General features: G+C 63.3%; 21 protein-coding genes, 1 tRNA gene and 1 pseudogene. 9 read left to right on the forward strand and 14 right to left on the reverse strand.

Going from position 1 to position 17,702, the window contains the following annotated elements; translation table 11 throughout:
- Window positions 1-189: 189 nt before the first annotated feature.
- Genes AB0J29_RS07730 through AB0J29_RS07740 form a run of 3 tightly spaced genes read right to left on the reverse strand, consistent with a single transcriptional unit; the run spans window position 190 to window position 3,288 of the window.
- Complete coding sequence (locus tag AB0J29_RS07730; RefSeq protein WP_364780964.1) at window positions 190-669, reverse strand: hypothetical protein; 480 nt, start codon at window positions 667-669, stop codon at window positions 190-192.
- Between the two features lie 60 nt (window positions 670-729).
- Entirely contained in the window at window positions 730-2,328 is a 1,599-nt protein-coding gene (locus AB0J29_RS07735) for a Rieske 2Fe-2S domain-containing protein (protein ID WP_364781201.1), read from the reverse strand.
- A 42-nt stretch (window positions 2,329-2,370) separates the two neighbouring features.
- Window positions 2,371-3,288: a hypothetical protein gene (locus tag AB0J29_RS07740; protein WP_364780967.1), complete on the reverse strand. Its 918-nt coding sequence runs from the start codon at window positions 3,286-3,288 to the stop codon at window positions 2,371-2,373.
- A gap of 100 nt (window positions 3,289-3,388) precedes the next feature.
- On the opposite strand from AB0J29_RS07740, the gene AB0J29_RS07745 reads away from it, so the two are divergent.
- Window positions 3,389-4,141, forward strand: a complete 753-nt coding sequence (locus tag AB0J29_RS07745; protein WP_364781204.1) for a lysophospholipid acyltransferase family protein — start codon at window positions 3,389-3,391, stop codon at window positions 4,139-4,141.
- 8 nt (window positions 4,142-4,149) lie between these two features.
- Entirely contained in the window at window positions 4,150-4,896 is a 747-nt protein-coding gene (locus AB0J29_RS07750; protein WP_364780970.1) for a lysophospholipid acyltransferase family protein, read from the forward strand.
- On the opposite strand, the gene AB0J29_RS07755 is transcribed toward AB0J29_RS07750, so the two are convergent.
- Window positions 4,890-5,666: a helix-turn-helix domain-containing protein gene (locus tag AB0J29_RS07755; protein ID WP_364781207.1), complete on the reverse strand. Its 777-nt coding sequence runs from the start codon at window positions 5,664-5,666 to the stop codon at window positions 4,890-4,892. The genes AB0J29_RS07750 and AB0J29_RS07755 overlap by 7 nt on opposite strands.
- Before the next feature lie 102 nt (window positions 5,667-5,768).
- Between AB0J29_RS07755 and AB0J29_RS07760 the strand changes: the two genes are divergently transcribed.
- Window positions 5,769-6,644, forward strand: coding sequence for an NAD(P)H-binding protein (locus AB0J29_RS07760; protein WP_364780973.1), 876 nt, complete (start codon window positions 5,769-5,771; stop codon window positions 6,642-6,644).
- Window positions 6,645-6,743: 99 nt separating this feature from the next.
- Window positions 6,744-6,819 (forward strand) — tRNA-Gly (locus tag AB0J29_RS07765).
- 317 nt (window positions 6,820-7,136) lie between these two features.
- On the opposite strand, the gene AB0J29_RS07770 is transcribed toward AB0J29_RS07765, so the two are convergent.
- Together AB0J29_RS07770 and AB0J29_RS07775 are read right to left on the reverse strand one after the other, a co-directional pair.
- Window positions 7,137-7,349 carry a hypothetical protein gene (locus AB0J29_RS07770; RefSeq protein WP_364780976.1) on the reverse strand — a complete coding sequence of 71 codons (213 nt, stop codon included), beginning with the start codon at window positions 7,347-7,349 and terminating at the stop codon, window positions 7,137-7,139.
- Between the two features lie 481 nt (window positions 7,350-7,830).
- On the reverse strand, window positions 7,831-8,028 hold the full coding sequence (locus AB0J29_RS07775) for a hypothetical protein (RefSeq protein ID WP_364780979.1): 198 nt from the start codon (window positions 8,026-8,028) through the stop codon (window positions 7,831-7,833).
- 56 nt (window positions 8,029-8,084) lie between these two features.
- On the opposite strand from AB0J29_RS07775, the gene AB0J29_RS07780 reads away from it, so the two are divergent.
- Window positions 8,085-8,591, forward strand: a complete 507-nt coding sequence (locus tag AB0J29_RS07780) for a hypothetical protein (RefSeq protein WP_364780982.1) — start codon at window positions 8,085-8,087, stop codon at window positions 8,589-8,591.
- A gap of 139 nt (window positions 8,592-8,730) precedes the next feature.
- Here the strand turns inward: AB0J29_RS07780 and AB0J29_RS07785 are convergent, their stop codons facing one another.
- Window positions 8,731-8,952 (reverse strand): hypothetical protein, encoded by a 222-nt coding sequence (locus tag AB0J29_RS07785; RefSeq protein WP_364780985.1) that lies wholly within the window; start codon window positions 8,950-8,952, stop codon window positions 8,731-8,733.
- Between the two features lie 6 nt (window positions 8,953-8,958).
- Entirely contained in the window at window positions 8,959-9,105 is a 147-nt protein-coding gene (locus tag AB0J29_RS07790; RefSeq protein WP_364780988.1) for a hypothetical protein, read from the reverse strand.
- A 113-nt stretch (window positions 9,106-9,218) separates the two neighbouring features.
- On the opposite strand from AB0J29_RS07790, the gene AB0J29_RS07795 reads away from it, so the two are divergent.
- A complete protein-coding gene (locus AB0J29_RS07795) occupies window positions 9,219-9,428 on the forward strand; it encodes a hypothetical protein (RefSeq protein ID WP_364780991.1) in 210 nt (69 codons plus the stop codon).
- A gap of 147 nt (window positions 9,429-9,575) precedes the next feature.
- Here AB0J29_RS07795 and AB0J29_RS07800 read toward each other — a convergent pair whose 3' ends face one another.
- Window positions 9,576-9,794: a hypothetical protein gene (locus AB0J29_RS07800; RefSeq protein ID WP_364780994.1), complete on the reverse strand. Its 219-nt coding sequence runs from the start codon at window positions 9,792-9,794 to the stop codon at window positions 9,576-9,578.
- A gap of 297 nt (window positions 9,795-10,091) precedes the next feature.
- Between AB0J29_RS07800 and AB0J29_RS07805 the strand changes: the two genes are divergently transcribed.
- On the forward strand, window positions 10,092-11,300 hold the full coding sequence (locus AB0J29_RS07805) for a helix-turn-helix transcriptional regulator (protein ID WP_364780997.1): 1,209 nt from the start codon (window positions 10,092-10,094) through the stop codon (window positions 11,298-11,300).
- Here AB0J29_RS07805 and AB0J29_RS07810 read toward each other — a convergent pair whose 3' ends face one another.
- From AB0J29_RS07810 to dcm, 3 genes are all read right to left on the reverse strand, one after another.
- Window positions 11,301-11,699: a hypothetical protein gene (locus tag AB0J29_RS07810; protein ID WP_364781000.1), complete on the reverse strand. Its 399-nt coding sequence runs from the start codon at window positions 11,697-11,699 to the stop codon at window positions 11,301-11,303.
- Window positions 11,700-11,741: 42 nt separating this feature from the next.
- Entirely contained in the window at window positions 11,742-12,752 is a 1,011-nt protein-coding gene (locus tag AB0J29_RS07815; RefSeq protein WP_364781210.1) for a DUF4928 family protein, read from the reverse strand.
- Window positions 12,753-12,838: 86 nt separating this feature from the next.
- Window positions 12,839-13,987, reverse strand: coding sequence for a DNA (cytosine-5-)-methyltransferase (dcm, locus tag AB0J29_RS07820; protein WP_364781003.1), 1,149 nt, complete (start codon window positions 13,985-13,987; stop codon window positions 12,839-12,841).
- 217 nt (window positions 13,988-14,204) lie between these two features.
- On the opposite strand from dcm, the gene AB0J29_RS07825 reads away from it, so the two are divergent.
- The gene (locus AB0J29_RS07825; protein WP_364781213.1) at window positions 14,205-14,633 is read left to right on the forward strand and encodes a very short patch repair endonuclease; all 429 of its coding nucleotides are present in this window, start codon (window positions 14,205-14,207) and stop codon (window positions 14,631-14,633) included.
- 1,042 nt (window positions 14,634-15,675) lie between these two features.
- Window positions 15,676-16,425, forward strand: a complete 750-nt coding sequence (locus tag AB0J29_RS07830) for a hypothetical protein (RefSeq protein WP_364781006.1) — start codon at window positions 15,676-15,678, stop codon at window positions 16,423-16,425.
- Between the two features lie 162 nt (window positions 16,426-16,587).
- Here the strand turns inward: AB0J29_RS07830 and AB0J29_RS07835 are convergent.
- Both AB0J29_RS07835 and AB0J29_RS07840 read right to left on the reverse strand, forming a co-directional pair.
- A pseudogene (locus AB0J29_RS07835) lies at window positions 16,588-17,358 on the reverse strand (ATP-binding protein).
- Window positions 17,355-17,570, reverse strand: coding sequence for a hypothetical protein (locus AB0J29_RS07840; RefSeq protein ID WP_364781009.1), 216 nt, complete (start codon window positions 17,568-17,570; stop codon window positions 17,355-17,357). Before AB0J29_RS07840 ends, AB0J29_RS07835 begins: the two are co-directional and overlap by 4 nt.
- Between the last annotated feature and the right edge of the window lie 132 nt (window positions 17,571-17,702).

A 17,702-nucleotide genomic window follows, 5' to 3' on the forward strand; every position in this document is an offset into this window, starting at 1 on the left:
CGAAACTTCAGTTCCGGCAGGCCCATCGTGTATTCGGCGCCGATCTGTCGGCACAACGGTCAGTTCGGTTGTCGCAGTTGTGGGTTTGCGGCCTCGCTCGACTACATGTGACCGGATATGGAGCCCAGCGAGGTGACCGTAGGTCGACAACGCCGAGAGCCCTAGCTCGCGGTGCTCGGATTCGTTGGGTTAGCTGCTGCCGAACCAGCCCGGAAGGAACCACCCCCAGTTGCCGAAGCCGTGCCAAGGGTTGCCGTGCCAAGGGTTGCCGTGCCACGGGTTGCCATGCCACGGGTTGCCATGCCATGGGTTGCCGTGCCACGGCTTGGCTGAGTCGGTCCACTGGTTGTCGTAGCTGTCCCAGCCGTTGCCGGAGCCGAAGCTGCCGTCGCCGAAGCTGCCGTTGTAATCGGTCTGTACTACACCGGGTTCAGGCGTCGGCATTACCGTGGCGGGAGCCGCCGCTGCCGTCATCGGAACCGCCATCGCCGCTCCGATCAGTGCGAATTCTGCAAGTAGTCGGCGCGTGGTGTTGCCGCGCGCTTTGTTCGTGATCATGGTGCCTTCTTCCGGCGAGTCGTCGCGCGGATCGACCCGTCGATCGTCGAACTCGTTGCTATTCCCCGACGCTCCTGATTCTAGGAGCGCACGGTGGGTCGCCACCAGCACGTGAGCGGCCGAATTGCCTCGAATTTCAGAAACGATCGAGAGCCGGCAGAAGCCCCCGGATCAGACGAGTTTGCGCGAGCGCAGTTCATGCCCCTTGGAGGTTTTGCACCGCCCGGATTCCAGATCCCACTGCCACCCGTGCAAATTGCAGGTGAGGGTATTACCGTCGACGACGCCGAATTTCGACAGATCCGCCTTCAGGTGTGGGCAGCGGCGCTGGACTTCCCAGCCGGCCAATTCGGTTGAGGAGGAATCGTCGTGCGCCTCGGCGAACCAACCGTCCGCGTAGGCGATCCGCTCATCGGTAAGGCATTTGAAGAAGGTGTACAGGAATTCGTTGTAGCCGCCGATGCGCCAGGCCTGGAATCGAGTGGACAAAAAGATGGTATTCACCCAGTCCGGCTCATTGTCGCGCAGCACGGTGCGCACCAGCTCCGGCGCGATCCGGAAGCCGTAACGGTACTTGCCTTCACCCGCGATCGGCTCGCGTACCGCGCGCATGGGGAAGTCCAGCACCACGGTTTCGGCACCGATAACCAGTCCGACCGGGTAGCCGATCCCGTCGCAGATCAACTCGCTCTGCTTCATGATCGGCTCGAACAGCTCCCGCAGCGGCTCCAGCAGCGACTCGTCACCCGTTGCCCACGAAGCCTTCTCGACCGCCAGCACCGGCGCAAGCCGCTGCGCCATCAGCTCGATGTATTCGGCCTTGTTGTCATAGATCAGGCCCGGCTCGAACGGATGCGTCAGCGACAATTCCGCACCGCGCACATCGGCGACCGAACCCGGAATCATCAGGATTCCGCCCTCGTTGCCGTGGATTTTCATTTGTTCCAGGAACACGATCTGATCCGGGAAGATATTGCCCTCGTCTGCGTCGAATCCCCCGTCGCTTCGCTCGCCTGCGTCTAATCCCCCGTCGCTTCGCTCGCCTCGGCGATCGTCATTGAGGTAGCGCAACTCGTCGTCGAGGAATACCGGCGGACCGGCGGACGGCACCACCCAGGTGGCGCCGACCTGCTCGATATAGCTGCGTGCCCGGTCCATTCCGCGCTGACGTTTCTGCTTGCCGAAATTCGACTTGGTCCGTGCCGGAATGTCGTAGACCATCGGATACCAGATCGCGCCCGAGTACTGCAGCAGATGGATATCGATCTGCCCGAATGCGTCGTGCAGCACATCCATATCCACCGGGCGGGCATCGTTCATATTGAAACAGGTGGTCTCGCCGTCGGAGACGACCAGCCCGGAGTCACCGATCGGACCGTCGGCGGGTGCGCGCAGCGCGATGATCATGATGTCGATCTCGCCGCCGGGTCCGCTCACCCGATGTTTGACCGAGTCCTCGGTTTCGAAGAACTTGTGGAAGCCGAGCTTCTCCAGTTCCCGCTTCAGATCCGGCACCGGATAGTCCGGCAGCAGCACGGTCGCGTCCTTATTGACGTGCTGCGCCAGATGCGCCGCGTCGAAGTGGTCGCGGTGCAGATGCGAGACGTACAGGAAATCGCAATCGCCTAGCTCGTCCCAGTCCAACTGGGTGTTGTCCGGAAACGGGAACCACGAACCGAAATACGCGGGATTGACCCAGGGATCGCAAAGGATCGATCCGGCCGCGGTGCGGATGTGGAATCCGGCGTGTCCGACGCTGGTGATCTGCACGAGCTGCTCCTCCTGACCGTTACCAGCCATCTAGGGTAGTGGTTAGGGTGAGACGTCGCCGATGCAGTAGCCCTCGGTGCCCTCGGTGAGGGTGAAGGTGCGCGTCTGCGTCACACCCGAGGAGTTCGTGACCGGAACCTGAACTGTGACGTAACCCGCCCGCAGCCGCTCCGAGCCGATCTCCTGATCAGTGAATTTGGTGGTTCCGGTCAGTCTGCCCGGATTGTTGGCCAGTGGCGGAGCTGTCGGACTGTCGGTTCCGTTGGGATCCCAGTTCTCCGAACTCGCCTTGCAGACCAGCGGGTATGTGCCCTCTTTATCCGATGCATCGAGCGGGGTGCCGACGAAGCGGGCCAGATAGCGCCGCACGGTATGCCTGGCATCGGCCTCATCGGGTCCGGCTTCGGCGCCGTCCTGCGCTACCCATGGGCAGACGATCTGGGACGAATTCTTCGTGGCCGCCATCACTCCTTCTCGATCGAAGGTGACCGTCGTTCCCGCGTTCTGCCAGGTGACGGTTTTCGGTGTGGTGGTCGCGGGCCGTGCCAGTGCGTTGAGGATCGCCTTCTGCTCGCTGGCCATATCGGCCACATTGCCCGGTGCCAGCATCCAGCATTTGGATCGCAATTCGGCGGGCGTCGAGCCCGCCAAGACAGCGCCGAAGCGGGCCGCGACATCCGCCGCGCCGGACAGGCCGGGAACCTCACCGACCGGCACCGTGTATGCCTCCGCCAAGACCTTGGTGGGTGTGGTCGGTATCGCGGCGGACGATGTGGTGGTGGTCGGCGCCGACGCTTGCTTGGGCTCATCGCCGGGAATGCCGGATACGGAATCGCAGCCGGAAAGCAGGATGGCGCCGGTCATCGCCAGACCACCCATGATGGCCACCAGCCCTCTCCGGTCGCGTTCGCGCGGGTCCTTCCAGTCGCGTTCACGCGGTATCGGGCGGGCGCGTTCCACTTCGAGGGTCCTCTTTCGTAGACGTTGAGCGATGGGTCAGAGGCGCGCAGTCGCGGCGGCTCTGCCGGATGAGAAAGTCAGCGACTACGCTAGCGGAATTGTGGAACCCGTCTACCGGACGATAATCGGGCTCGCCCGTACCGTCTTCTTCGTCGAAGGTTTGAAGTTCAGCGTCAAGGGTGCTGAACAAATTCCGGTGCGCGGTGGTGCCGTTCTCGCGGTGAACCACACCGGCTATATGGACTTCACCTACGCGGGTCTGCCGGTGCGCACTCCCAAGCGGTACATCCGCTTCATGGCCAAAAAGGAGGTGTTCGACAACACCATCTCCGGCCCGATCATGCGGGCGCTCAAGCACATTCCGGTCGATCGGTCCGCAGGGGCCGAGTCGTATCTGGCGGCGGTCGAATACCTCCGCAAGGGTGAGTTGGTCGGCGTCTATCCCGAGGCGACGATCAGCCGCAGCTTCGAGATCAAGGAATTCAAATCCGGTGCCGCGCGCATGGCGATCGAGGCGGACGTGCCGATCATCCCGATCGTCATCTGGGGCGCCCAGCGCGTGTGGACCAAGGGCTTCCCGAAGCGTCTGGGCCGCACCAACACTCCGATCTCCATTGCCGTCGGCGCTCCGATCCAGCCCTATGAGCCCGCCGCGGATCTCACCGCCCAACTCCGCAGCACCATGCAGGCCATGCTGCTGGATCTACAGCAGAACTATGTGCACGAACCAGGTGCGTACTGGGTACCGGCACGTTTGGGCGGCAGTGCGCCTACCCTCGAAGAGGCCGATGCCATGGATGCCGCCGAAGCCGAGGAGAAGGCGGCGCGCCAGGCGCCCAAGGATTCGTTGTAGGGGAAGCTATGTCGCGGGAACCGGTCTATGACATTCTCACCGGTTTGGTTCGCACGCTGTTCGCCGTGCAGGGTCTGCGCGTCGACATCACCGGCCAGGACCGGATCCCGCGCACCGGTGGTGCCGTACTCGCCGTGAATCACACCGCCTATCTGGACTTCATGCAGGTCGGGCTGGTCGGGCGCAAGTCGCGGCGCAATGTCCGTTACATGATGAAGGCCGAACTCGAGCACGGCATCGTCGGCTTTCTCATGAAGCACTGCAAGGCAATCGGGGTCGATCGCGAGGCCGGAGCGGCCTCATATCGACGCGCCGTCGAGGCGTTGCGGGAAGGCGAACTGGTCGTGGTCTATCCAGAAGCGACGATCAGCCGCAGCTTCGAACTCAAGGAATTCAAATCCGGTGCCGCGCGCATGGCGATCGACGCGGACGTGCCGGTCATTCCCATCGTCATCTGGGGCGCGCACCGAATCTGGACCAAAGGTTTCCCGAAACAACTCGGCCGCCATCGGTTTCCGATCAATATCCGCATCGGCGATCCGATCCCGCCCGCCGAATCGACCGACGACCTGACCGCCGAAATCCGTACGCGGATGGGCGAATTGCTCGTGCAGGCGCAAACCGGCTACCCGATGCCCGAGGGCGCGCCATGGGTTCCGGTCCGCCTCGGCGGCAGCGCGCCCACCCTTGCCGAGGCCGCCGTTCTCGAGCGGGAAGAGATGGCCCGCCGTCGCGCACAGCGGCAAACTCACTGAGCTGACTTGCACGGCGTTGGCGCCGGCACCTGTCCCTGGAAGAACTTGGCCGGTGACACACCCATCAGAGCTTTGAAGTCCGCCGCCATGTGGGATTGGTCGTAGTAGCCGTGGACGGCTGCGACGTGGGCCAATGGCATCGCCACATCGCTCGCATCGACGAGTATCCGGCGGACGCGCCCGATCCGGGCGAAATGCTTCGGCGAGATGCCGATTCCGCTGGTGAACAAGTTGCGTAGTTGGCGTTCGCTGACGGCGAGGCCAGTGGCGAGTTCGTGGACCGTTGGCGTCGCGGACATCGCGGCCACCGCATCGCGGAGCAGTTCGCGGTGCATGCGTCGGGTCGCGTCTTCGGAGATGCGTTGCGGGAGGACCTCTTCCAGGAAAGGCAGTACCTCTTCCGTTGGGAGCGTTGCGAGTTCGTTCGCCAATTCGGCGGCGACACCGGGGACGTCGGCGAGGCGGACGACACGATCGGCGAGGTCGGCGGCGGCGACGCCGAGCAGTTGGCGCGTGGTGCCGGGCGCCAAGCGCAGGCGGGCGCAGCCAGCGGGTTTATCGGATTTGGAGTAGGAGGCGCGAGTCCGCGGGCCGAGCACGAATGCTTCGGGGCGATCGGCGGCGCGTAACACGATCGTGGTCTCGGCGTACGGCACATGCGTGAACGGCAGGGACGCATCGGTGACGGCGGGGAAGCGTCCCAGCTCGGTGATCCACGGACGCAGCGACTCCGGTGCGGGCACCGCGGATTCGATCAGGTCTACCTGCATGGTCACCCGATCCACTGTAAGCAGCGCACCGCCGGATACCGGGGCCGAAGCCGTGCCGAAATTTCCTATCGAACCGGGTGACACCGGCGGCACGCTCTCCCCATGATCGTCATCACCGGTGCCACGGGCACCATCGGCAGTGAAATCGTCCGTCAGTTGGTCGCCCGCGATGTGCGGGTCCGCGCGATGACGCGGAATCCGGAGCGGACACGGGTGCCCGCCGAGGTCGAGGTGATCCGGGGCGGTTACCACGACCTCGACTCGATCGCCGCCGCGATGACCGGTGCCGACGCGGCCTTCCTCGTCGGCGTCCTCGGCCCCGACGACGCCGAAACCGATCGCGCGTTGGTCCGCACGGCTCGCGACGTGGGCGTCCGCCGGATTGTCAAACTTTCCGCCATCGGCACCGGCGACCCGGAAGTCGGCCGCGTCGGCACCTGGCATATGCCCGGCGAGCAGGCGGTCAGCCAAAGTGGCCTCGAATGGACCATCCTGCGACCGTCGAGCTTTGCCTCCAACACGCTGAGCTGGGCCGATGCCATCCGATCCAGCCAGCCCGTGCCGAATCTCACCGGGACCGGCAGCCAGGGCGTCATCGATCCGCGCGACATCGCCGCGGTTGCCGTCGAGGCGTTGGTGACACCCGACCACTCCGGGCGCATCTACACCCTCACCGGCCCCGCACTGCTCACCTGCGCGGATCAGGTCACCACACTGGCGACGGTCCTCGGTCACCCGCTGGACGTGGTCGATGTGCCGGAAGACGTTGCGCGCGAGCACATGATCTCGTCCGGCATGTCCCCGGAATTCGCCGACGGGGCGCTGGCGGGCCAGGCCTATGTCCGTGCCGGAGGCAACGCCATACTCACCGACGATGTCCGCCGAGTACTAGGCCGCGCACCCCGCAGCTACGCCGAATGGGTCGCCGACCACGCCGCCGCCTTCACCCAGACACTCGCAGACCAGAGCACGACCTGATGCGCTACGGCCGATGTCTGATTTTCATTTGGAGGTGGTGACGGACTAAAGTTTTGGACGCACGACGTTGCGGCACTCCCAGACCACAACGAAGCGCGTGCGGATGTAGCGCAGCTGGTAGCGCATCACCTTGCCAAGGTGAGGGTCGCGGGTTCGAATCCCGTCATCCGCTCCATGAAAACAGCAGGTCTCAGGGCACCCACGAGCTCTGGAGGCTTCAAGCTCACACCCCGCCCGCGACCCCGTAGCAACGGGTCGATCGCCTGGCAGGTTCCGTTCCAGTAGTACGACGAGACCGGTCGTCGGCGGAAACCTTCGACGCCTTCGAGGCCGCCGCGCGCTGGTGTAGCTGGCTGAGGTGGTCGGGGTCGCCGAGGCGCGCCGGATCCGGGAGATCCAGCTCGGCAGTGCGGTCGGCTGCATGACGCTGGTCTAGTGGTTGCGCAAGTACACCGCGCGCCTGACCGGTTTCGAGGAGCGCACCCGCCGCGACTACATCCGCCACATCGACATCAATATCGAACCGTTCATGGGCTCCTCACTGCCGATAACGGCGTTCAACCAGGTCCGCACACAGATCGCGTTGATCAACTTGTCGTCCCGCTCGATACGGCCGATCGCTTCGTCGGTGAGTTCCACCGAGGTTACGTCACCGGCACGCAATGCGGCCGCGAGCTCTTCGGCCGATCGAAAATTCCGCTCCACGGATCCGACGTTATTGGCCTGCCGCAGCGGACATAAATGCCGCTTCGAGCAAACGGGAAGTCGAACGGGTGACCTTCAGTTCAAATTAGCGCACTCGTTCTGTCATATCCCAGGTTACGGTGTCGGCAGAGCCGACTCGATCAGGGCTTTTGACGCAGTCCATGCTCGAATGTTGGTGGCTTGGACTTGATTTCCGTTTCGATGGGCTGGGCGAGGCGAAGATCCTCACGGAGTCTGTCCCAGAGACGCTGCTCTAGCTCGCTGATCTGCTGCGGTGTCGACGCATCGGTTGCGGGGTGATGTGGCGGTCGCCATCGGCCGTAGGTCCGGGGCAGGGTCCGCTGCGGCGTTGATGTGTATCTGGCATGAGGTGGGGAAACCGTTTCAAGGTGAGGGGCGAGCGCGAGCAAGCGGAAGGGAGCGCATCGCGCGGCGACCCTGTGAGAAGCGGTGGAGATGCACGGCGGAGGTGGGGCGAAGGTCAGGCGTCGTTTGCTTTCACAAGGAATACCGCGACCTGGAGGTGTACGAAGCAGTCGTCGGGCCGGTGCGTTGCGTGGATGCGCTGCAGCTCCATTGCCCGTGCGATGGTCAGCTCCATGAGATGGACATGACACCAGCGCTCGGCCAACGTGCCGTCCGCCGCGACGAACTCCTTGCGATGTGGCGGATCTGGCATCGTCACTGCTCTGTGTGGTTGGGAGCGGTGTCACTGCTGCGAGCCGCGGTAGGGGGTTGCCCGGGCAAATCTTCGGTGCCATCCGGTCGTACCGTCCGGGGTGGCAGAGCGTCGGTGGCTTTGTCTGGCAGTCGAACTCCTCCAGCCCTGACGTCAGCGACCAGCTGGTCGAATGCCTTGATGTGGCAGGACAGTATGTACGCATCATGTTCGCCGTGCTCGGGATCATTTCGGCGCAGGGTGTAGAGCAAGTATCTCCCGGCCAGCCAATTCACCATTTCGGCGTACGACGAACGAGCGGTTGGAGCGCCGGGCTGGACTGTGATGTCCTTCGTATGTCCTTCGGCTTCGTGGTCGATCAGTTCGGTCAGAATCGACAGCTGTTCCTGGACGACGTCAGGAACATTGCGGCGGTGTTCGTAGATCACGCGCTGGATGCCGATGTACTGATGGGCGCAGCGCAGCATGACTGTCGTCGGTTCTTCTGCCCCGGCGAAGACCCGCAGGAAGAGACCGGCATCGTGCAGCGGCTGATCGGGTCGGGCCTCGACGGGTGGCGGTGAAAAGGAGGCTGGCGTGCTCGGGGAGGTGCCCAACACGACGTGGCCCGTCGGTTGGCGGTGCAGTGGCATGAGGCAGTGGCCCTTCAGATTTCGAGTGTGGATCGTCCGCGCGGCGGTTGCGCCCGATGAGTGAGGAACGTCAGTCCCACAGCGCCGCACATGGCAGCGGTGGTAGGTCGGCAGCCACGTCGTTATCGACCGTGACGGTAACCTCTGGAAAGCCTTGGGCCAGTTCGGCGGCGACGTCGGCGGCTTGCTCGGCCGAGGCAGCGAAATCCAGCTTCAGCGCACCGGATTCGATATGAATGTGGCGGATGCGACGCGGTGAAAGGGGTTGTCGGACGGGCCGAAGCGGTGCCATCACCGATCACCGCCCGAGCACCAGTTGCTGGTCGGATTCGATCGCGGCCACCAGACAGTCGTAGCCCTGGCACAGCTGCGCCAACCGGGTTGCCTCGGACGGCTCCTCATCGGTCGCCACCGTCGCGAGCACCAATCCCCAGAGATCAGTCATCGGTGCCACCAACGCCCCGATGCTTTCGGTCTGCACGACCATGACCGGAGTGCCCTCCGGCCCGCCGCTGATCGGGACTGGTGGGGGGCCGAGGGTGGTGCGATCGCCGGCTGTTGTCTGCGGTGGTCGACCGTATCGTCGATGACGGCGATCAGGATTTCGATATCCTCCCGCGCCAAAACCAGGTGCGAGGCACCCTGTTTCAGTTCTTGATGGCCGATCCGCTCGTCGATCAGGGTGAGCAGCGCCTGTCGGTGTTTTCGCTGGTAGGCCACCAGATCGACCGCCGCGTAGACGATGTCACTGCTATGCAGCTGCGGTAGTCCGGCGAAGGACGCCGGCAGTACCTCACTCGACGACAACGCCGTCACCGGCGCCCATGTCGGGGTCGTCTCATTTGGCGTGTGGCCCTGGGCGTTCGGGGGACGATCCTGCCGTGCGTCGTTCTCATGCGTGCTGGTCACAGCCGATCACCGCGGCTTACTCGTGGACAGCACCATCTGGCCGGATTCGACCAGCGTGTCGAGCGCGGATGCTTTGCGCGGGCAGTTCTTGGCCCGGCAGGCCATATGGATCTGAACGACTTCGTGGGCTTGGGCAGTAGTTAACCGCACCATCGGTGCGGCGTGCGCCGCAGCGTCGCAGAGGGCGATGAGCTGGTACATGGCAAGGGAATTGGCGGTGGCCATCGTTTCGGTATCTCCTGGTCGGCGGGCTCGATTGGAGGTGCCCGGCACCGGGGGCTTTCGCCACCGGCCTGCCACTCTGGCGGGTCGATGCGCCGGACAAGGGGTTCGGCGTCGGCCCGGTGCCGGGTACCAGAGCTGACCGTATGGCCGCAAAACCGGCTATTCCCGCTCAAATTGGGAATCGTTTTAAAACATACGGAAATCGGTATAAAGTCCGTACCGGCGTGAAAACGCTTGATAGTCAATGTCGATCCGCCATTAACCATGAACGCAACATGATGTAGCGGGAGCCCGACGATGCACATGACGACCGGTGAGACGATCCGGCGGATACGCAAATCCATCGGTATGACACAGGCGGAACTCGGCGCACTCCTGCACTTCACGCAGCCCGCTGTCTCGCAGCTTGAGCATGATGGCCCGGCCGTTTATGATCTGCGCGTTCTCCGCCGTGTGGCTAAAGCTCTGCAGGTGCCACTCGCCATACTGGTGGTGGAGTCGGATGAGGAGGCGGAGGTGAACCGACGTCAATTTTTCAAATCGGGGGCGGTCGGAGTTGGTACTACTATGGCGGCAGATAGACGACTGATCCCTCCGGCGGTTTCCACAGGAGTCAGGGTTGGCCAAACGGACGTCGAGCGAATCTCCAAGAGCGTCAATCAGATTCACGAGCTTCAGCTGATAGCTGGTGGTGATCGGTTGTGCGAGGTTGCTGCCAACGAAGTGCGGTATGTCGAACAGCTGCTGGATTTGGGTAGCTACAGCGACGAGGTCGGTAAGGCCCTGACCGGCGCTGGCGCCGAGATGATGACTGCTGCAGGATGGGTCCACTACGACGCCGGCCGCTGGGGCGACGCCAGACGTTACTATGCCGATGCCGTTCAGGCTGCTACGGCTGCGGGTGAGGGTACCGCTGCTGCTCACGCTTGGATCAATGCCTGCCTGTTGTCATACCGGGAGGGTTCGCGGCCCAGAGAAGGGGTCCAGTTGGCTGAGGCCGCGCAGCTCGCGGCTAGGAGGCAGGGTGGCCCGAAGCTGCGGGCGCTGGCAGCCATTCGCGAGGCCGAAGCGCACAGCGCGATTGGCGATCGCGCCGCCATGGAGGCAGCGGTAAGTCGGGCGCACCGCGCGTACGACTCGACCAGAGGGCAGGATCCTGCCTATCTGGCGCATCTGCCTGAAGCACAGCTCAGTGGTTTGACCGGGCTGGCCTTCATGCGCCTCGGCAAGCACCAGCCAGCGACGGCCTATCTGCAGGCGGCCATCGACGGCACGGCGGTCTATCCCCGTGAACGTACTGCCTGGCAGATCCGTTTGGCGCAGAACTTCATTCGGGCCGCAGACGTTGCCGACGGATGTGTCGTGTTGACCGATAACTTCGAAGACATCGCCAAGGTCGCGTCGACCCGCCTTCAAAGAACACTTCACGAGATCGCTGATGATCTGCGACCGTATTCATCGGTTCCTGAGGCCAGGGACTTCCTTGGGATGTGGACGGCCCGCTGACTAGTCCTTCACGTGAAGGTATCTAGCAACTCGTCTATTCAGCAGTGCATATCTTTGTCTCGTGCTCTCGTACGACAGGCAAAACTCGCGGGTTGATGCGAAGCCTTTCCGTTTCGGTTTGGGCTTAGAAAACCGCGTCGTATCCGGGAACTGCTGCCGGGTGAGGTCGAGGATGCCGTTATCGACGAAATTGAAATAATGCGAGACTGTTTCACCACTGGGCAGGGTGGCAGTCGTATTGAGAATCTCGCCACCGAGGTAGTCCTGGACCACACACGCAGTGACAGCGCACTGTCCCTTTGCGCGGTTGGCTTCCGTCCAGCCCGAGGCTGCACTTGTATCCACCGACCACGACTGTTCCAGTGCAGTTCTGAGGGCCGCAATGGCGACCGTGCCCATGTTCGGAGAGTACCAAGCCATTGCTGCTCAGCGAGGGTTATGTCAGAGGTGCTCGGGGATCTCGACTTTGAGTGACAGGTCGGCCTCGGCCGTTTCGATGCGGTGATTGTAGAGGTCGAGGAGTCGCCGCAGCTCGGTGCGCACGTGGTCTTGGCGGAAGCTGGCGACCTCTTCGATGTTAGTTCCGATGAAATCCTCGATGGACTGGATCGCGACCTTGTTCGCGATCCCGGCGTCCTCTGCGTGGACTTCTGCTCTGCCGAGTTGGTCTTTCGGGACCAGTACACGCGGTCGAAAGCCTTGGCGGATGTTGTCGGCACAACGTCCCTGGAAGACCGCGATGCTCGGTGCCATGGTGACGTGGATGGCGGTGTGGCCGATCTGGTAGTCGCCAGCGCGTCCGGTTTGTTTATCAGCGGTGGTGTAGCTCTCGATGTTGATCTCTTCGTCGGGAAAACGGATCTGAAGTTTCGCGCCGACCAGGTGCTGGACGATGGCACCCGCTGTGTTGCCGCCGCGCTCGCGACCGGCTGCGATCAGGCTAGCGACGACCGCCCGTATCGACCACGAGGGGTCGATCTCGGCGTTGATCTTCTGTCGACCGAAGTAGTCGTCCCGGACGCGAACGACGAACCATGCTTGCAGCAGCCGTGCCACGGCGTGTCGTTCGAAAGAGGCCAGGTCGTTTATACGGGCCCTCGCGCCTGCGCTGTTGACGACGTCGGCGAGCTTCTCAGCGTGGCGGATGGTCTTCCGGGAAGTGCGGCCGCCTTCCCTGGTGAACTTCCGCTTCTCGTCGTGATCGGCGAGGATGGCCTTCGCCTTGGCTCCGCTGGCCCCCTTCACCTGAGTGTCGGCCGCGTAGACCTGAGATGTCAACGGATATGCTTCGGCCAGGAATTCGGTGATGTAGAGCCCGGCGCACATCACGTTGGAATCCACACTGGCTTTGCTGTTCCGGTTGCCTTCGTACCAGGGCGTGATCGCATCGATAATCGTCTCCGCGATCTTGCTGACTTGCGTGGAATCTTCGTGCCCGTTCGGCCTGACCATGCCGTGCCACGTCCCTCTACATGAAACTGTCGATCTGAAGTCTTGATGGTCGACTAGTCGTTCTCGGCGACCGTGCGGTGCCCGGTTCAGCGGGCGAGCTCTCCGGTGAGCAGGGGGCCTAGATACTCCTCGGCTAGCCACTGCACTGCGTTCACGCAGACCGCGTCGCCGAAGCCCATGATCGACTGGTTCCGGCTGTCGGGCAGCCGGTACGCGGGCGCCCCCATGAGCTTGGCGTACTCCCGGGCCGTCATCCAGCGTACTTTGAGATGTCCTCGTTGAATTCGTACGACCGCCTGCTTGGACGATCCGCCGCGTGCGGTGCGCAGGCAGCCCGCTATGTCGTCGGCGCGGATTTCCCATGCGGGTTTGCCATTTCGGGTGCGGCGATAGGCTGTGCGGTATTGGGGTCGGCCTTTTGACTTTTCGCCGAGTGCCGTGACTCGCGCCATTTGTACAGTGGACAGTTCGCTGCGGAACTTCGCTGTACGCACGTTGTCCCACCATTCCACTTCGGCGGCATCGTCGTCGTCGACGAGGCCCGTCCAGCCCTCTGCGAGCATTGCGGGAGGTTCGGGCATTGCGGCGCGGTGTGTGCGCAGGCCGGAGTCGAGCACCGGATCGAGCCAGCGGGGGCGCAGCACGGTATCGCGGCGCTCGTCCTGCTTGACGTCGCGCAGCAGTGGGGGACGCACGGCGATCAAGAAAAGTCTGGGACGCGATTGGGGCACCCAGCGGCGTGCGTCGAGGGTGACGACGTCGACGGAGTAGTCGAGTTCGTTCAGACGGAGTACCGCCGCCTTGATGTCCTCGCCGCGGTGACTGGTGGCGAAGCCGTTGACGTTCTCGATCGCGACGACGGGAGGGCGGTCGCCGCCGAGTCGCTCCAGCACATCGGCGAAGTTCCAGAAGGTGCCGGAGTGCTGTCCGGCCAGGCCTTGTCGACCGCCCGCCAAGGACAGGTCCGTGCACGGGAAGGACGCCCAAGCCAGACTCAGGTCGGTCGGCACTCGGGCGGCTTCCATGTTCTCGGCGACCAATCGGATGTCGTCGAGGTGGTAGTGCGCGTCATCGTCCTCGAAGTGGCCGATGTACATGCCGTGCTTGTCGGAGTCGAGATCGTTGGCCCATGTGACTTTGAAGACCGTGTTCCGTGCTTGCTCTAGGCCGAGTCGCGCCAATCCGATGCCAGCGAAGAACTCTCCGACCGCGAACTCCGTCGTAGTGCTTTTCACCGCCGTCGCGCTAACGATTCGCTTCCGCGCCTGGATTGGAGAGCTGGGGACAGCTGGAAAAAGACCAAGATCAAGCGCGGAAGTCACGAGTCGATCTTAGGCGATCCTCCGGCGAAGTGAGGCTATGCCACGCGGCGCTCCGCGAGGGCGTCCTATGGTGTATTACGTGGGATCAGGCACGGAATCGTGGGCATCCTCACCGGGGGTGCGCGCCAGTATGCGGGCTAACCGCAGCCGAGACACCCGCCCGGAGTTGGAGCTTCGGCGCGCCGTGCACGCGCTCGGTCTTCGCTATCGCGTCGCGGCTCGGCCACTGCCTGAATTGCGCCGTACCGCCGACCTGGTCTTCAAAGGGCCGAAAGTCGCAGTCTTCCTCGACGGCTGTTTCTGGCACGGCTGCCCTGAGCATCACACTGTTGCGGCGCGCAACGCTGCCTATTGGGCGGAGAAGGTGGCGAGAAATCGCGCGCGCGACATGGACACTGATCGCCGACTCGTCGAGGCGGGTTGGGACGTGGTCCGAATCTGGGAACACGAACATCCGACGCTCGCGGCGCGCAGAGTGTACGAAGCAGTGTCTTCGCGCCGAAGGATGCCGGAGACAAGAACAAAATCCGTACAAGACGATTCGGTCGACGACCGCTGACGATGCTTTACAGCGGGCGCATACGATCGCACCGGCGGGGTGCCGGAGGCCGGACCGTGCAGAGCGTAGGACTCAATGGGTGCATCCTCCACACTAGCAAAACCATATGCTACCTCCGAGGATTCGATGAACTTGTCGGGCGTGCGACGCTTCAGTGCGCGAAACGACGCACGACTGCCCAACACGAATTCAGCGCAACCAGCCCGAGGTCGTCGCGGTCGTCCGCGGAGGCGAGGGCGTAGTTGCCTTCGCGCGGTGCACACAGAATGGCATGGTTGTCCGGGAATCAGTCTTGAGGCGAGTTCGTCTGTGCCTCAGCAGATTCACGCCCTTACTTGATGAAACGGGGTACGTCGGCTGGCTCGCGGAGATGCTCGACGGCGTGGGCGCATGCTTCGTCGACGCCTCGCGCCCTGCGTTCAATAGCCGTTGTGTCCCTTCCGGAGTCACCTCAAGGAAGGCTCCATCCGTGCCCAACCGTCTCCGGGCCGGTGGCACCAACAACCTTCGCGAGTGTGCCGCGGCTCGGCCCGATGAAATCCCGCTACCTGCGCAACCCTTCCAGCGTGGGCATGCCACGGAACCGCATGGATTCTTGATCTTGATCTTGGTCGGCGATCGACGTGAGTCTGCGCACCGCTCGCGGTTCCGACATGACCACGGGCCATGTGCTGGCAAGCCAGGCCTCAACAGAGCGGGCGACCGTTTACTAGGGGACCTGCCGGTCGCGCGGCAACGGGACTGTCTGAGCCAGGCAGGTGTGCCTCCGGCAGTCGATCCGGGTGCAGATCTCGATCGGCATCCGTGGCGACCAGGCGCGGGTGGTTCAGCTCGATGCCCAACGGTCTGCATGCCGAATGACATGTCGGTGTGCTGTGGGATGCTTTGGCGCGTGGCACAACTCGCGCTACAAAGGGCAGCTCGACTACATATTTGTCGAGTGATGCTCCCGGGCTTGCACCTGTCCGGTCGAGTAGTGACACGCCCTGGCGAGTTCAGGTTGCCAGGGATCTCGAGACCGATCTGGGGTGAACGCCAGCCAATGTCCGTCGACATGTTCGAACGCCGTTTTCGGCAAGAGCTGATGAGAGTGCCTGAGTTCACGCCAAACGACACAAGGGACCCGCGCGCCTGGCCGCGCCCGAACTCCTCCGAGGGAGAATTCCCAGCATGGCGTGCGCTGTTCGATGCACTCTGCCTGTATGGCCACAGCACCGGCTACCAATTGTTCTCTTTCGAGAAGTTCCTCAATCAGTGCGAGAAGGCATACACCGTCGACCACCCGTCGGATCGCTTCCAGCGGTACTTCACGGGTGATCTGCGTGACGGGATGATTCAGCGCGTGGGTGTCTGGTATGAGGCGGGCATGGCGGAGACATACCTGTATGTGTGTCTGGTTGAGGCGCTTGAGGATCACGCGAAAGCCGGTATCGTGCTTTACGATCCACGGGCGGACTGGAAGCTGAAGGCCGACACCATCGTGACGATGAACGGTCGCACGATGCGAGTCAGCGGGTACACCGGTGAGACCGAGGACAGGGCCGGCATCGAACAGCGGCGCGACGGCATCGAGCGTGAGCGTAAACGGAACACCGCGGAGTCGGCGCACTGGGACAACGCTGCGCTTGCGAGCATGCCGACGTTCGATATCGCGCTGAATAAGAGCGACGCGCAGGTCGTGAACGGATGCCGCCTGTTCAAGCTCAGCTCCATCAATGATCTGCTTGATCGGCTATACGATTATGCTGAAGTCGCTTCGGAGATTCGCTGGACCTTTCCGCTTCGCAGCTGAGCGCTACATACGCGGCGGGACTGGTGAGTGCAGAGTATGAACCTGGTAGTCGATAGTGATTGTCAACGGTCATCGGGATCTCCGGGCGGGTGGACCTAACGGGTCCAGCTGGGCGGACAGCAGATCTCCGGGCTGATGGACATCAGTTCTCCGGATGAGTTCTTAGGCCAACGGCATCACTCCTTTGCCGGCGAGGGCTTCGGCTAGGCGGTGCGAATCACCCTTTGTCAGCACGAGATGTGCGTGATGAAGGAGCCGATCCACTGCCGCAGTGGCCAAAGTCTTGGGCATGATCGTGTCGAATCCGGACGGATGAATATTGCTGGCCACCGCAATGGAACGCCTCTCACATGCGGTCGATCACGCGGTAGAACGCCTCGGCGGCCTCCGGGCCGACGGGCAGCATGCCGATGTCGTCACAGACGATCAGGTCGCAAGAGCAGATGCGGGCGACCGCGCGGGCGATCGATCCGTCGGCTTTGGCCTTGCCGATGGTGGCCGCGAGGGATTCGAGGTGAACCAGGAGACCCGCAGGTCCTTCTCGATCGCCGAGTGCGCGAGCGCTTCGACGAAGTGGCTCTTGCCGGTGCCGGAGGTTCCGGCGACCACCAGATTCTCGTGCCTGCCAACCCATTTCAGTGTGGACAATGCGTTCTGGGTGACTTCGGGGATTGTCGATTCCTCCGGCAGCCAGGACGAGAACGTTTTGCCGGTGGGGAAATTCGCGGTCTTGCGGCGCTGACGTCGCGTCGCCGAATCACGGCCGGTGACCTCTTCAGCCAGCAGCACCCGCAACACCTCGGCCGGATCTCAGCGTTGAGCACGGGCGGTGGCGAGCACGTCGGGCGCGGCCTTGCGCAGGGAGGGCAGCCGCATCCGGCGGCAGATCTTGCCCAACTCTTCCGGCAGCACTGGGGCTTTCGGGGAACTCATGCGCCGAACCTCCCCCAACCAGCGGTCCCGGACTGGACCGAATGCGCCTCGTCGGCGCGCACCACCTCGGCCAGACCGGAGAACTTGGCGAGGTGATCAAGGATCGAGGCGAGATCGCCGTCGTCGAAACGGCCCGCGACCGCGGCCACCCCCAACGCTTCGTCGACCGCTTCCGGCCCGGTCACCGCGGCCAACTTCAGGGCGCGAGTCATCTTCGACTGGATCCGTGACACCCCGGACGCGGAGGCTTCGGTCAGCCAGCGGCGGGCGCCTTCGCCGAGCTCGAGGAACGCGATCTCCTCAACCGTCGCCTCTAAAGATATTGAATCCGCTCGGCGAAATCA

This window comes from Nocardia sp. NPDC049707 (genome assembly GCF_040674855.1).
Classification (GTDB): domain Bacteria; phylum Actinomycetota; class Actinomycetes; order Mycobacteriales; family Mycobacteriaceae; genus Nocardia.